14 protein-coding genes are annotated in these 14,746 nt (G+C 33.9%); 5 read left to right on the forward strand and 9 right to left on the reverse strand.

Annotated features, from left to right (window positions below):
• Nucleotides 1-17 precede the first annotated feature (17 nt).
• Nucleotides 18-323 (reverse strand): 30S ribosomal protein S6, encoded by a 306-nt coding sequence (gene rpsF, locus SSP_RS11920; RefSeq protein WP_011303966.1) that lies wholly within the window; start codon nucleotides 321-323, stop codon nucleotides 18-20.
• Between the two features lie 421 nt (nucleotides 324-744).
• Between rpsF and SSP_RS11925 the strand changes: the two genes are divergently transcribed.
• Complete coding sequence (locus SSP_RS11925) at nucleotides 745-1,551, forward strand: GH25 family lysozyme (protein ID WP_011303967.1); 807 nt, start codon at nucleotides 745-747, stop codon at nucleotides 1,549-1,551.
• A gap of 162 nt (nucleotides 1,552-1,713) precedes the next feature.
• On the opposite strand, the gene ychF is transcribed toward SSP_RS11925, so the two are convergent.
• The 6 genes from ychF to SSP_RS11960 form a co-directional block, all read right to left on the reverse strand.
• Nucleotides 1,714-2,811, reverse strand: coding sequence for a redox-regulated ATPase YchF (ychF, locus tag SSP_RS11935; RefSeq protein ID WP_011303968.1), 1,098 nt, complete (start codon nucleotides 2,809-2,811; stop codon nucleotides 1,714-1,716).
• Nucleotides 2,811-3,026: a DUF951 domain-containing protein gene (locus SSP_RS11940; protein WP_002484311.1), complete on the reverse strand. Its 216-nt coding sequence runs from the start codon at nucleotides 3,024-3,026 to the stop codon at nucleotides 2,811-2,813. The genes ychF and SSP_RS11940 overlap by 1 nt, the downstream gene beginning before the upstream one ends.
• 28 nt (nucleotides 3,027-3,054) lie before the next feature.
• Complete coding sequence (locus tag SSP_RS11945; protein WP_011303969.1) at nucleotides 3,055-3,933, reverse strand: mechanosensitive ion channel family protein; 879 nt, start codon at nucleotides 3,931-3,933, stop codon at nucleotides 3,055-3,057.
• 1,188 nt (nucleotides 3,934-5,121) lie between these two features.
• Nucleotides 5,122-5,490 carry a DUF2294 domain-containing protein gene (locus SSP_RS11950; protein WP_002484313.1) on the reverse strand — a complete coding sequence of 123 codons (369 nt, stop codon included), beginning with the start codon at nucleotides 5,488-5,490 and terminating at the stop codon, nucleotides 5,122-5,124.
• Between the two features lie 162 nt (nucleotides 5,491-5,652).
• Entirely contained in the window at nucleotides 5,653-8,307 is a 2,655-nt protein-coding gene (locus tag SSP_RS11955; RefSeq protein ID WP_011303970.1) for a DUF2309 domain-containing protein, read from the reverse strand.
• Nucleotide 8,308: 1 nt separating this feature from the next.
• The gene (locus SSP_RS11960) at nucleotides 8,309-9,838 is read right to left on the reverse strand and encodes an NADH dehydrogenase subunit 5 (protein ID WP_011303971.1); all 1,530 of its coding nucleotides are present in this window, start codon (nucleotides 9,836-9,838) and stop codon (nucleotides 8,309-8,311) included.
• Nucleotides 9,839-10,402: 564 nt separating this feature from the next.
• Here SSP_RS11960 and SSP_RS11965 point away from each other — a divergent pair.
• Both SSP_RS11965 and SSP_RS11970 read left to right on the forward strand, forming a co-directional pair.
• Nucleotides 10,403-11,155, forward strand: coding sequence for a threonine/serine exporter family protein (locus SSP_RS11965; RefSeq protein WP_011303972.1), 753 nt, complete (start codon nucleotides 10,403-10,405; stop codon nucleotides 11,153-11,155).
• Nucleotides 11,156-11,167: 12 nt separating this feature from the next.
• A complete protein-coding gene (locus SSP_RS11970) occupies nucleotides 11,168-11,626 on the forward strand; it encodes a threonine/serine exporter family protein (RefSeq protein ID WP_011303973.1) in 459 nt (152 codons plus the stop codon).
• A gap of 191 nt (nucleotides 11,627-11,817) precedes the next feature.
• On the opposite strand, the gene arsB is transcribed toward SSP_RS11970, so the two are convergent.
• Both arsB and SSP_RS11980 read right to left on the reverse strand, forming a co-directional pair.
• On the reverse strand, nucleotides 11,818-13,110 hold the full coding sequence (gene arsB, locus SSP_RS11975) for an arsenite efflux transporter membrane subunit ArsB (protein ID WP_011303974.1): 1,293 nt from the start codon (nucleotides 13,108-13,110) through the stop codon (nucleotides 11,818-11,820).
• Complete coding sequence (locus SSP_RS11980; RefSeq protein WP_011303975.1) at nucleotides 13,110-13,424, reverse strand: ArsR/SmtB family transcription factor; 315 nt, start codon at nucleotides 13,422-13,424, stop codon at nucleotides 13,110-13,112. Before SSP_RS11980 ends, arsB begins: the two co-directional genes overlap by 1 nt.
• Before the next feature lie 213 nt (nucleotides 13,425-13,637).
• On the opposite strand from SSP_RS11980, the gene SSP_RS12625 reads away from it, so the two are divergent.
• Together SSP_RS12625 and SSP_RS12630 are read left to right on the forward strand one after the other, a co-directional pair.
• The gene (locus SSP_RS12625) at nucleotides 13,638-14,201 is read left to right on the forward strand and encodes a helix-turn-helix domain-containing protein (protein WP_011303976.1); all 564 of its coding nucleotides are present in this window, start codon (nucleotides 13,638-13,640) and stop codon (nucleotides 14,199-14,201) included.
• 73 nt (nucleotides 14,202-14,274) lie between these two features.
• Nucleotides 14,275-14,739 carry a hypothetical protein gene (locus SSP_RS12630; protein ID WP_011303977.1) on the forward strand — a complete coding sequence of 155 codons (465 nt, stop codon included), beginning with the start codon at nucleotides 14,275-14,277 and terminating at the stop codon, nucleotides 14,737-14,739.
• Nucleotides 14,740-14,746 lie beyond the last annotated feature (7 nt).

Below are 14,746 nucleotides of genomic sequence, written 5' to 3' on the forward strand. Positions count from 1 at the left end.
TAAGCGACCCCCATCTATTATTTTCTAGTTTTATCTTCGTCTTCACGAATTACGATATAACGGATTACATCGTCAGAAATTTTAGCTAAACGTTGGAATTCGTCAGTAGCTTCGTTATCAGCTGTTTGGATACGTACGATATTGTAGTAACCTTCACTGAAATCGTTAATTTCATAAGCTAAACGGCGTTTGCCCCAGTCTTTAGCTTCTAAAACTTCTGAACCGTGAGAAGCTAAAATTCCGTTGAAACGTTCAACGACTGCTTTTTTAGCATCTTCTTCGATATTCGGACGAATGATGTACATAACTTCATATGTTCTCATTGTATAATTGCACCTCCTTGTGGTCTATGCGGCTCATCATCAAATGTGATAAGCAAGGAATAATTTTCATTACTCACAATCAAGAATTATAGCACATGCCTTTACATTTTACAATGGGTTTAACACGTTATAGCACGTTAAATTTCATAGTTGTTTCATATGAAACATTATGAAATTTAATCATTCATGATATCTACCAAAGCATTCAAGTTAAATAAACATGACATCTTCTACGATTATATTTTCAAATTAAATCATTATTCAAATACTAATTAATATCAATAAAATTTAAATATCTTTTAAGGTAAGGTTGAAAAGTATATTTAATTCTAATAGCATATCATCTATATTATTTTTTGATGTCATATTTACTATTTTTCAAAATAAATTTCAATAATCTACATAGATAAAGGGGATGCTTATGTTTTCAAAATTCAAAAAAGGCTTACTTGCAGGAAGTATATTTTTTGCATCAACAGTCATTATCAATACAACTTACGCCTCCGATAACCCTTCTAACCAAAAAGGTACAATGGGTTATGGCTATCAACAATATTTAGAAAAGCATCCAGATAAAGCGTCTCAACAAAAACAAGAAAGTGGCTCTAAATCCATGCAAGCCGAATCTGGAACAACGCAATCTGGTGAACGTGTGTTGGATATTTCTGAATGGCAAGGTGAGTTAACGACACAAGAAGTCAAAGACTTAAAAGAGAATTATGATTTCATTATTATAAGAGCTCAATATGGCTCAGAAAAAGTGGATGCTGCATTAGAGCACAATTCTGCTTTATTAGATAAAAACGGTTTAGACTTTGGTGTATATTCCTATAGTATGTATGAAAATCCTGACGACGCAAGATACGAGGCGCAGACACTTTACAATCGTGCTCCAAAAGCGAGTTTCTATATCAACGATTTTGAAGAAAATACTGTAACTTCTGGTACGCCTGAAGAAAGCACAGACGCTTGGTATGATGAAATGAAAAGATTAGCTGGCGATAAAAAAGTATTATTTTATTCTTATGAAAATTTCATGGTAGAAAATGCTTCTAATTCTGTAGGTCAATATGATGGTTACTGGTTGGCAAATTATAATCCAGGTCAACCTACACGTGAACACGTCCTCTGGCAATATACAGATAGCTATGCATCTCCTGAATTAAATCAAGATGTTGATGCAAATTATGTAGGACCTGGTGTTGAAACATCTTGGTTCACTTCGTAAAAATTTTAACCTTGATGTTATTTTAAAAGTGCATTTTCTTTATCAACGCTGTACTTCTATTTTTAACATCTCAAATTGAAGCACACCGCATGTCACTAACATTAATATATAGATTAGAAAAAACCCCTCATTACTCGTTGTAATGAGGGGTTGCTTTGTATCTTATACATTAAATCTAAAGTGTACAACGTCTCCGTCTTTCATAATATATTCTTTACCTTCTAGGCGTTGTTTTCCTGCTTCTTTAGCGCCATTCTCACCATCGAATGCCACGTAATCGTCATAGCTCGTTACTTCGGCACGAATAAAACCTCGCTCAAAGTCTGTATGAATGATACCCGCACATTGTGGTGCTGTCATGCCTTTAATAAACGTCCAAGCGCGCACTTCTTGTACACCGGCTGTAAAGTATGTTGCCAAACCTAGCAAGTCATAAGTTGTACGGATTAAACGATCTAAACCTGGCTCTTCAATGCCTAAGTCCTCTAAGAACATTTCGCGATCTTCATCTTCTAAGACAGCAATCTCTTCTTCAATTTTTGCGCTAATGACAATCACTTCTGAATCTTCTTTTGCTGCATATTCACGAATCAGTTTTACTTTTTCATTATCGTCATCGCCGATTTCATCTTCACCGACGTTAGCAATATAAAGCATTTTTTTAGATGTTAACAACTGCGCTTGGTCGATGAATTTTTGATCTTCTTCTGTGAATTCCAGACTTCTTACTGGATTGCCTTCTTCTAAAGCTTCTTTAATTCTTGATAAAATACGTGTTTCATTAACCGCACCTTTATCTTTTTGGCGAGCCATTTTTTCCACTTTTGGTAAACGTTTGTCAACAGATTCTAAATCAGCTAACACCAATTCCATGTTAATGACTTCAATGTCATCAATTGGATCTACACGACCTGAAACATGCGTTACATTATCATCGTCAAATGCACGAACGACTTGGCAAATCGCATCTACTTCACGAATGTGAGATAGGAATTTGTTACCTAGCCCTTCACCTTTTGAAGCGCCTTTAACAATACCTGCAATATCCGTAAATTCAAATGTTGTTGGAATTGTCTTTTTAGGTTGTACCATCTTCGTTAAAACATCTAATCTGCTATCTGGCACTTCGACAATCCCTACGTTCGGATCTATCGTAGCGAACGGATAGTTTGCTGCTAAAGCACCTGCTTTTGTAATTGCATTGAAAAGTGTCGATTTACCTACGTTGGGCAATCCAACAATACCTGCTGTTAAAGCCATTATTCATTCTCCTTATTATCAGTATCTTGTTGGGATACTAGTATTTTTTTAATTTTTTTATTAAAAGTTTGTCTTGGAATCATGATACTTCTTTGACAATTTTCACATTTTATTCGGATGTCAGCACCTACACGAATGATTTTAAAACGATTCGTGCCACATGCGTGTTGTTTTTTCATTTCTACAATATCATTTAAACCGTAATTGGATGTCATTCTGTAACACCTCCGACCGTCTTAATCATTATTTTTGCTGGTTCGCATCGTACTGTACCATCGTTGGCTGTGGTGTTTTAATTTCTTTAAGTTTAAATAATTTCAAGATTTCTTTTCTTAAAATACGCCCACCTGACGCACCTTCGCCTGGAATTGTCTCTGCAGACACACTCAATACGATTTCGTTATTTGTAATCGAATTAACACCTACTACTTCTGGTGTCGAGATAAATAAGTAATATTTAGATCTAATAGATTCAAAATATGTCGTCAGTACTTCTTCCACATGATCAATGTCTTCTGAAATAGATACTGGAATTTCAACAATTGCCTCACCATTTATAACTGAATAATTGGTAATTTCCCCAACACTCCCATTCGGTAGCGTTGTTAATTCACCTGTAATGGTATTAATGCGCATTGATCTTAAACCAATCGATTTCACTGTGCCTTCTGCCACGGGAGAACCACTATTACTAATTTTAACATAATCCCCAACATCAAACTGATTTTCGAAAATAATGAAGAAACCTGTAATAATATCTTTAACAACAGTTTGAGCACCAAAACCTACTGCAAGACCAACGACACCCGCACTGGCAATAATGCCACCTACGCTTATACCGAATTTACTTAAAATGGTCGTCAGTACTATAAACCATACCACATAAGATACTACATTTTGAACTAATGATATCAAAGTTTTCGAACGCTTTTTATTCCCACTTTTGCCTTTATTTTGAATTTTAAAGAACTGCGCAATCGCTTTATTCACAAAGCGCAAAATAATCCATGCCGCGACAACGTATACAATAATCATAATCAGATTAGATAGTAAAGCTTGATACGTTTCCGGCTTTGTTAAAGGTTCTATAATTGAATATAGGATACTTTTAATTTGACCCAACCATATTCCCTCCTAATATAAGTCTCTTTATCACTGTATTATACTCATTTTAGCAATGAAACAAATCCAACTTGCGCTTTAGTATACAAAAATGAACAAGTGGACGCATTGCTTATGCTTATATAAAGTTTAACCTTTTCTAGTTTATTAAAAATATAGGCTTTAGCAAAGTATTTTAGCAATGCTAGATACATTTTTTAATTTTTATACTTAAAAAAAGACAAAAGAAAAAGAACCATAATTAAAAATTATGATTCTTTAACACCCAATTAGTGATATTACTATATTAAACCTATATAATTCAAGTCTTTTTAATTAATTTATAACTCCTATAAGATTTAAACGCATTCATTCAAATATCCTGAGGACTACATTAATTTTATTATATTTAATGACCCGCACTCATAAACTGAAATAATCAAATTAAATATAATTGAATTTTAATAAATATATAATATTAATATTCTAGTATTATTTTTATACATCTAGGCATTTTGTTACAAAAAAATATTAAATTGTTATAATATTCAAATAAAGGAGGTGTGTCGTATGCTAGCTAACTTAGTAGAACAAATTCTTTCTTTAATCCTAGACCAAATTGAATAACGCACAAGTTGTCACGTACAATTTATGAAGGAGGGGGTTTAATGATTGAAAACATTATTGAACTCATTTTCAAGTCGCTTTTAAAATAATTTGAGCACTGCTTTACATGAATCCTTTCGTTGTCGTTGTTGTGCACCAAACCCAAACTACATACATGATGAGCGTCCTTTACGCATGTGTAAGAACACAAACTCAAACTGTATTTAGTTTACAACCTAATAATTGATTTTGAGCACGATTTGAGCACGATTGTTATATCTTAATAAAAGAATCTTAATTAAAGATTATGATGCTTTAACACCCAAATTTATATGATAAGTAATTACTTTAATGTATTGCACTTTCTAACATTTATGAGTAATGAACCAAGCGCACATACTGTCCCTTACAACGGTATGTGCGTGTTTTTTATCTTATATTACTTATACTGTCTCTGCAGCCCTTTAAAATTGAAAATACTGATAATACAAATGCCTTTGCTGATTACCCGACGCCATGCGCATTCCATGTAAAAAACACACATCATTTATCCTCATATTTCAATAAATGACATGTGTATTTTCGGTTTCATGTTTGTTTCCATTATTCAATAATTTGTTTTTCTAAATCATTATGCAATTTAAAAATGATAATTCTTTCACCTGTTCTAGAACTTAAATCTGTATGAAAACTTTTCACTTTTTCGCCTGTTATAGACAGCACGATTTCATCAAGCGCTTCAATACCAGATTCAACCAGTTTAGAACGTGTTTTTTTTATAGTTAACAAACCTTCATTCGTTTCACACACTTTGTACTCTGCTTGAGTCAATACGCCATGTAAACTCACAATAATCATGTCACGTAATATATCCGTTTTAACTGACAGAGAGCCGCGGCCAAGGAAGTCTTTTTCCCATTGGGTAATTGCTTTGCTGATTTCAGACTCATAGCGACCTTTGGTCATTTTCATAAAATATGCATCTCCTGTAGAACTAAAATTAGAAATTCATTTTAACAAAGATAACAGTACCATTTTTTAATCACTTTCTCCATAGTTCTGTCATATTCCCTAGGAAATAACATTGGTTGTCATACGTTAACAAATGCTATGATCCATCATGCTCAGTTCGCATTAACTAAATTTTTTAACTTCGTTTGACCATTCATGCCAGTGATTGTCTTCGTCAACACTTGCTAAACGAACCCAACCATGCATGACTTTCTGCTTAAATGTTTCATCATTTTCTAATAACCGACTAATAAAGGCTTGTGGTGCTTGGATTACAACAACTAATCTAATCGGTGAATGATACATCTTATTATCTGCTGACATCACGGATTGCCATGGTAAACCGGTCAATAAATCACTTGCATTACCTTGCATCACGCCGATACCTGCAGTCACTGATTGTGTTGTTTTACTACCACTTCCGTAATAGTGCGGCGCAACCGTAGATGCGTAATATTGTAAGTTAATCCATTGCGCTACAAGTGCTGGACCCGCAATAATATTTTCTAAAATAGTGCCATTTTCATCGTTTTTCCAATTATAATTATGCAAAAATGCTCTTCCTGCTAAATCACTCTGTTTAGTTAATTCACGCTGACCAATGATAAACGCTGCATTTTTAGCTAGACCCCATTCTGGTCTAATTTCACTCCAATCATTCGTTAATCGATACACTTCATGATTCGGATTGCGATTAGTTAAATTATTATTCGGCAATTGAGAGAGGCGTTTTTTATTTGCTTGATAACTAATTTTTGGCATGGCCGCTTCAATATTTTCATACGCATTACGTGCCGCTTCTGTAAGCTTAGGTACGTAAATCCATGTCAATGTATCAATAGAAGTTTGATGTTCTGCAGCAGCGAAGATTGTCGTCTCAGGAATAGCTACACCCTCTTGCAACAAACCTTGTCTCACTTCTGGCAAATTACATAACTGCGCCAATACTTTTGCATTAAAACCACTCGCCGCACCACCACATGCACCACAATCTAATGACGCTGCATAGGGATTATTGGCACTCTGACTTCCATGTCCACACATGACAACTAACGGTGCGAAATCGTCTGTTAAGTCCATTAGTTTAAGTGCTTGTAGAGCGTAGTTCACTTTTTCTTCATCTGTAAAACCAACCGGCAAATCATCTTCCAAATGTATGTGGCGATGATTGTGCTGATGTTGTGGTTCATAATTTAAAGTCAATGCAGTATCATTGGGTTTCTTTAACCAACTTGTATAAAATTTTCGAATAACACTGCCAACACTTTTCGGTATAAAACTACGTGTAAACATTTGTAGCGATAACCACGGACCACTTAATTCTGGTAATAGTAAGCTAGGCAAGACATTTTGTTTCATTTTTTTAAATGTATACGTCACTGATTCTAATGCATGTTTACGTTGTTGGAATGCATTAGGCTCGTGCTCATGAGTATATTCTTTAATCTTATGCTGTGGCTGGTTCATTACAGGTAATGATGGATGACTATACTTTTTACCCAGTTCCGCTTTTTCGATTGGTAAACCGAAAAATCCAGCTATACCAATAGTTTCAAATGGACCATTAGCTTCAATGTGCTTCCTAAACGGTTCAGAACGCACATCAATACAAAATGCCATTTGTACTAATGTTTGTGATTGTTGTTCAGCCTCAACGCTTGATTTCGGTCCGATCATTGCTTTCAATTGTTGATTATAAGTCGCTTCCCAAGCGTCTAACCATAATTTTCTACAAAATTGTTCATTGAATCGATACGCAAATTGAATATGTGCTTGTTGTGCTTCGATAGATAGAGCTTTCCAAGATTGCATTGAAAAATTGCCCCACTGGATCCATGATGCAATCAGCTCTTCTTTATTCATATCATTTAAATCTTCAGGCTGTGATACAGGTAAATATGGCTCAACAATTGCCCATTCCATAGCAATACGGATAGCAAGATAAGAAAAAAGTAAGTCATGCACTTTGTGATTATGTTCATCTTGCCATAGCATCATGCCAGCCCAACCAGGTAAAGATAGTAAGTGATTTTCTAAATATGTTTGCGCGTCTGCCTCTGAGATATTTAAATAGCTTAATGCTTGTTGCATTAAATCCTCTGCCTCATTAGGTAATGATTTTAAACGTGCGCGTTGATCTTTGGTTAACGCAGGATCATACGCTACTAATCTACGCCAAGCATAGAATAATCCCTTGTCACGATTTGGCATTGTCCATCCAGATTGTGCATCATCAATATATAATTTACACCACTTAATCGTATGGTAATCCACCGTATCAATCAGTCGTTCATTTTTTTCATCTAAAATGTATGTACTCTTTAACGGTACAGTATTTTCAGATTCAAATTTGACCTGTTCATTTAAATCACTAACTAATGCTTCTAGCTGCGATTTAATATCCGTAGGTGTTTCCAACGTCTCCAATTTCAATGCGTTACGGCCATATTGCGCTGCATTTTCTCTTGGAATCTTTAATGCTGTATCATTTAACCATTGTTGAAAAAATTGTTCTACATACGCATCATCAATTTCGCCTTTTTGATTGGCTTCCAAAATAGTCATTCGTGCAGGATACATATCTACTTTGCGCGTTTCTTTTAACCAATGGGCGATTTCATCAAATGATTTATGTTCTAGCCTTGCCCACGGACTTCTAGCAGCGAACACTGAAATAGGTGACAATGGTACGATTACGTTACTCGCACGTGTAACTTTATCATGTATATCATCAATATATGTCGACGCTTGCGTTGATTCTATCTTTGATACGCCCATTTTAATGCCCTCCTTTAGATAAATATGATTTCAAATAGTTAGGGTGTCGTTCTACCGATTCAAGTTTCGCATCACCTAATCGTACAATCCACATGTATAATATCGAGAATGCTTTTGACGAACGATTACGTGCTACCCAAGTACTCATCAAACTACCAAATAGCAATAATACTGCAACTATCACTACTGCAAACATTGGTGGTTGTGCGCTATGGAATGTGATTGTATGTAAAGCGCCACTGAAAAAGTGATGTACAATATAATAGACTGCACCAACCACAATGAGTACAAACAAGCCCATCATACGACCAAATCGACCTTCTCCAAACGCAACAAGTTGTGTCCATGATACTGATAACGACCATGCTAAAATCAAACCACTTACTAGTCGATAACCCTGTTCTGGCGCTGATAACCAAAAGCCTAACCCGATTGCGATTGCAAGACCTCGACCAATTAGAATCCATAGATAAGACATGCGTTCATTAACTCGGCTTGGAACGTTAAAATGACGCACCGCTGAACCAGAACGTAAGAATAACGTCGCTTTAAACAAACCGTGCAATATTAAGTGAATGATTGCAGGAATGTAGGCACCTAATGCACACTGAATTAACATAAAGCCCATTTGACCAATCGTTGATCCAACAAGTAATCGTTTATAATCAACATGCACTAAACTGATACCCGCACCAATTAAAACAGATACACTTGCAAACACAAGTAAGACCATCGTTGCGATGTCACCATTAAATAGTGGTGAAAAACGTGTCAGCATAATACCACCCGCATTAACAATTCCCGCGTGCATGATTGCTGATACCGGTGTAGGTGCTGCTACAGATTCAATCAACCATCTTTGGAATGGCCACTGTGCAGCTGGTACCATAACCGCTAATATAATTAATATATTGATTCCAAATTTTGACCAAGCATTGATCTGCGCTAAATTACTCTCTGTAAATATAGCAGTGTAATGCCATTCTCCTGTTATTAAGCCGATCCAAACAACAGCGATTGCTAAAGCTATCCAACCTAAGAAGAACAACTTACCTGTCACAATTGCTGCGGCTCTAGTAACTCTCCAAGCACTCGTCAAACTAATTAAAAGTGTTAGCCCTATTAAAGTACAACCCCAGCTTATAACCATTATGCGGATGTCACCAGTTAACCATGCCATTGCCGCAAAACTTGTCGTCAATGTAAATAACATGAAATATTTTCGATAGCTTCTATCTCCTGCTAAATATCGTATACAATAGCGTTGAATAATTAATCCAATAAATAAAACAAAAAATGCCATTAACCAAGCTAAAATATCTAAATACCACAAACCAGCTTCAACCTGATTTGAAGTAAATAGGAGTCCGATAAATGCTAGCAACGGTGGTAAAGCAACGATACAAATATGTATGCGCACATAAGCAACTGGAATACGTTTATTTAAAAATATAATTCCGCTCAGTGCAGCAATAATAATGGTTATGAAAAAGATAGTTAACAGTATAGATGCATTAAACGATGTAAGCATTTCAGATTCTCCTTTGTAAGATATAATGTAGTGCAGACTACTTAATTGCATGATAGGTTGCGTAGCACACCACAAAAAAGCCGACAATATACAATAAACCCTGAACGATTCATTACCATTGCCGGCTTCATAACAACGCACTTTTTTAAATCTAAAGTGTTTTGCTTTGCTACCTAATATATAATTTCATGTTTTTAAATTTAACAATAAAAGCTTTACTTCACGCAATATGTCGTATGATTTGAACTTTTAACTCTTATTCGTCCACTTTTTCAATTTGCCAATATTTCTATTAACATCTTGCTAAAGCCGTAATATCAATTAAAGCGCGTCCTTCAACGACTATATTTATTTTTATTTAATATTACTAATATATAATCATTATTCGTCATTGTCAAGAATAGCTATATTCATTCATACTGATAATAAGTGGAAAATACATAAAATAATAGAAACAAATAACTTTTTTTAATATAATCAATATATATTTATCCTATTATTATTATCGACTATTCTTGTATTACGAATGATAACTTTACCTATGACGCATTTGGAGGTGTAAACATGGAGCATGCTCAAGATAAAATCACTATGCGTGTGATTTTACTTGCAGGGAAAATATTATTATCTTCAGGCGCGGAGATTTCTCGTATAGAAGATACAATGAAACGAATCGCACAATGTATGGGCTACCATAATAGTCAGGGTTATGTGATTAATATTTTCATCAATTTTTCCCTAAGTGAAAATCATGATACACGCATTATCAGGATCAACAAAAATACCACAAACTTGTTAAAAATATTTCAAGTCAATTCTATTTCACGTCAGTTAGCCAGTAATCAAATTTCAATTACCCAGGCCTTCGATCGCCTAAATCATATTGAACAAGCGACACTTAGTATTAAATTGTGGAAGAAGTGTTTAGCTGCAGGTGTGATATCACTCAGTTTTTTATATTTACAGGGCGGGAATTTTCAAAATATTGTGATTACATTTATTGCTGGGTTACTTGGTTTTCTAATCGTTGAATGTATGCAAAGTAAATCTACGACCATGTTCATACCAGGATTCGTTGCATCTTTCGTTATTGGCGTCATTGTCCTGCTAGGTAGTCAACTATTCAACATTCATCAAACGATAGGACCATCCTTGATTGCTTCTATTATGCCGATTGTGCCAGGTGTCTTAATTACCACAGCCATTCAAGACTTATTTAGCAGACACATGTTAATATTTACAGCCAAATTTTTAGAAGCGCTCGTTATCGCATTCGCTATAGGATCTGGCATTTCTATTGCTTATTTACTATTTTAGGAGGCGTATATCATGACCTTAATCTATGCATTCTTGTTTAGCTTTACTGCCTCTTACTTTTTCGCAGTAATATATGATGCGCCTAAAAATTTATTCTTTGCTGCTGGATTAGCAGGTACATCAGGATATCTTATTAGTTTTATATTAAATGACCTATTACAAATTGATAGTATCTATTCTAGTTTGCTTGGCAGTTTAACTTTAGGTGTGATGAGTCATATCATGAGTCGAATCCTTAAATCTCCTGTAGTCATTTTTATGATTCCCGGTATCATCCCTTTAGTGCCTGGTAGTTTAGCCTATAAAGCGATGCAACAATTGGTAACATTAAACTTTACTGAAGCTAACAATACGTTTATTAGAACTATCCTTATCGCAGGGTCCATCGCCTTAGGCTTACTGCTGTCTGATCAATTATCAAAAACATTGAATATTAAAAAATACTGGAAAGTAAAACGTAATCGTTTATAATACGTGAAAAATCCCCTTGCTATTTGAAATAGCAAGGGGCAAAACGTATGACGGTATAATTGATAATGTTGCATTGTAATTTTTCTATATTTAGTTAAAAATTCAAGTTATACTATTCGTTCTGACTATCATATGTCTTTTTAAATCCTGATTATTCTAAACCTGGCTATCAATGCAGATCGCAATAAAGTTTAAAATAATATGAGCGTAAGGTATAAACCGACAAGTGTTACAAATAATACTGGAATCGTAATTATAATACCTGTTTTAAAATACGTTCCCCATGAAATTTTGACCCCTTTTTGAGTCAATACATGCAACCAAAGCAATGTTGCCAACGAACCGATTGGTGTGATTTTAGGACCTAAATCTGACCCAATCACATTGGCGTAGATCATACCTTCTTTAATTATCCCTGTTACATTGGACTGGCCAATCGCAATAGCATCAATAAGTACGGTCGGTAAATTATTCATGACTGATGATAGAAATGCGGCTATAAAGCCCATGCCTAGAACGCTACTAAACAGGCCATAGTTTGAAATATTAGATAAAGTATCAGCTAAAATGGTTGTAATACCCACATTCTTCAATCCAAATACTACTAAATACATACCAATAGAAAATAACACGATATTCCATGGTGCGCCTTTAATAACTTGCTTCGTATGTACAGCATGTGATTTGCGAGCCAACAATACAAAGATTAAAGCAACCATACCTGCGACAATCGATACAGGTATTTGAACAAATTCACTTATAAGATAACCTACGAGTAAAATTGCTAATACAATCCACGATATTTTAAATAATTTTTCATCTTTAATCGCATTTTTAGGTGTTTGGAGATTTTCTGTATGAAACGTTTTAGGTATTGATTTTCTGAAATATATCCAAAGCACTACAATACTCGCGACGAGCGCGAATAGATTAGGAATCATCATTCGACTTAAGTATTCAACAAAACCAATATCAAAATAATCTGCCGAAACAATATTAACTAAATTACTTACAATAAATGGCAATGACGTTGTATCTGCGATGAATCCACTTGCAATAATAAATGGAAATATCACTTTTTTATTAAAATCTAGATTTCGCACCATAGCGAGTACAATTGGCGTTAAGATTAATGCTGCGCCATCATTAGCAAAAAATGCTGCAACCACTGCACCAAGTAACATAATAAACACAAACATTTTCAACCCATTACCTTTAGAAGCCCTCACCATATGTATCGCTGACCATTCAAAAAATCCAATTTCATCTAATATTAATGAAATAAGGATAACCGCCACAAATGTTAATGTGGCATTCCATACAATACCTGTTACTTCTAACACATCTGAAAAACGAACAACCCCTGTAATCAGCGCAAGGATAGCACCGACTAATGCTGTAATACCGATATCTAATCCTTTAGGTTGCCAGATAACAATCGTTAACGTTAATAAAAAAATGACAATTGCCAAAATAGTCATCATTAACATTCACCTGATTTCATATTTTTACATACACATTCTTGATTAGACGTGTGAATCACGTTTAAATTTTGCTGAATTGATTCTAATAATGTGTGGTTAAGTTGGTACATATGTTTATTGCCCACTTTACGTGTCGTAACTAAGTCATTCGCTACCAATAATTTCATATGGTGACTTAATGTAGGCTGAGAAAATTGAAAGTGTTCTAATAAATCACACGCACATAGTTCACCACAAGAAAGTAAATCTAATATTTCTAATCTACTTGGATCTGACAAGATTTTTAACATAGATGACAATACTTTATAAGACATTATATGCCTCCTAGACAATACATAGACTAACATCTATATAGATTGGTGTCTATATTATGTTGATTATCTCTATAAAAATCACTTATTTGCTTATCTTAACTGTCATATAAAAAATTAGTTTCTTATGCAGAAACTTTGTTTCTTTATGTTGATATATAAGCAATATACCTTATTAAAAATTTCTAGTAACATTAAATACGAGAGGTGTTAATAATGATTCAAATATCTAAAACAATAAAAAAAGAACGCTTAAGACTTGGTATGACCCAAGAAGCATTGTCTGAATATCTTAATACAACCAAAACTACTATTTCTAAGTGGGAAAGCGAAATACTTTATCCCGATATTACGATGCTTCCCAAATTAGCAAAATTATTTAATATTTCAGTAGATGATTTACTTAATTATAGTATCGCTATGACAGATGAAGAAATTAAAAAGATCTCTATATCTCTTTCTAAAATGGTTAATCACACGAGTTATTCTGAATACCTATTTTCTGTTAGAGACTATTATCTTAATTATTGTGATGAATTTAAATTTCTTAATTCATTGTTAGGCATTTTAGCAAATAATATTTTATATTGTGAGAATGAAACACAAATAAAAGAAACTACCGCCTTAGCGCATGAAATAATCAAAATTACAGAAGATAATTCAAACTCTATTTACTTAAAAAGACATGCACAAGGATATCAAACTTTAATGTATATGTTTGAAGGTGATTACTCAGCAGTTATAGAAAATACGCCAGATTTTGATTTAAAAAATTGGTGAAAATGCAACATTAACATTAGCTTATGTACAAAATGGAAACCAAACAAAAGCTAAAAATGTAATTCAAACAGATATGTATCAGTCTTTAATGATTTATATGCATGATTTCGCTTTAATGCTTATCTATGATTTACATACTGTTCCAATAGAATCATTAGAATCAAAACTTTATCATTTAAATCAAGCATTTAATGTAGATTATTTATATCCCCATCTAAGTATTAATTGCTATCATAAATTAGCTTTATATTATATAAAAAAAGATACTGATATAGCTATTAATTATTTGGAAAAATATTGCCAATGCTTTGATTACTTAGTTGTTGATTTTGTATATCAAAAAGATGAATTTTTTGAAGGCATTGATGAATGGCTAAATACATTACCCCTAGAAGGACGACTACCTGCCAATTATGAAAACACATTGAATATTATCTGTGCAAGAATCTTGGAAAACGAAAATTTTGTTACTTTAGATAATTTTGGATATATAAAAAAGAAACTACTTAGAATTTATAACAAAAAGGATGAAGGATAATTGATAC

Source organism: Staphylococcus saprophyticus subsp. saprophyticus ATCC 15305 = NCTC 7292 (assembly GCF_000010125.1).
GTDB lineage: Bacteria > Bacillota > Bacilli > Staphylococcales > Staphylococcaceae > Staphylococcus > Staphylococcus saprophyticus.

Coding starts and splice junctions, on each gene's coding strand:
- rpsF (WP_011303966.1), bottom strand. CDS start 323: ATGAGAACATATGAAGTTATGTACATCATTCGTCCGAATATCGAAGAA.
- SSP_RS11925 (WP_011303967.1), top strand. CDS start 745: ATGTTTTCAAAATTCAAAAAAGGCTTACTTGCAGGAAGTATATTTTTT.
- ychF (WP_011303968.1), bottom strand. CDS start 2,811: ATGGCTTTAACAGCAGGTATTGTTGGATTGCCCAACGTAGGTAAATCG.
- SSP_RS11940 (WP_002484311.1), bottom strand. CDS start 3,026: ATGACATCCAATTACGGTTTAAATGATATTGTAGAAATGAAAAAACAA.
- SSP_RS11950 (WP_002484313.1), bottom strand. CDS start 5,490: ATGAAAATGACCAAAGGTCGCTATGAGTCTGAAATCAGCAAAGCAATT.
- SSP_RS11955 (WP_011303970.1), bottom strand. CDS start 8,307: ATGGGCGTATCAAAGATAGAATCAACGCAAGCGTCGACATATATTGAT.
- SSP_RS11960 (WP_011303971.1), bottom strand. CDS start 9,838: ATGCTTACATCGTTTAATGCATCTATACTGTTAACTATCTTTTTCATA.
- SSP_RS11965 (WP_011303972.1), top strand. CDS start 10,403: ATGGAGCATGCTCAAGATAAAATCACTATGCGTGTGATTTTACTTGCA.
- SSP_RS11970 (WP_011303973.1), top strand. CDS start 11,168: ATGACCTTAATCTATGCATTCTTGTTTAGCTTTACTGCCTCTTACTTT.
- arsB (WP_011303974.1), bottom strand. CDS start 13,110: ATGATGACTATTTTGGCAATTGTCATTTTTTTATTAACGTTAACGATT.
- SSP_RS11980 (WP_011303975.1), bottom strand. CDS start 13,424: ATGTCTTATAAAGTATTGTCATCTATGTTAAAAATCTTGTCAGATCCA.
- SSP_RS12625 (WP_011303976.1), top strand. CDS start 13,638: ATGATTCAAATATCTAAAACAATAAAAAAAGAACGCTTAAGACTTGGT.
- SSP_RS12630 (WP_011303977.1), top strand. CDS start 14,275: ATGTATCAGTCTTTAATGATTTATATGCATGATTTCGCTTTAATGCTT.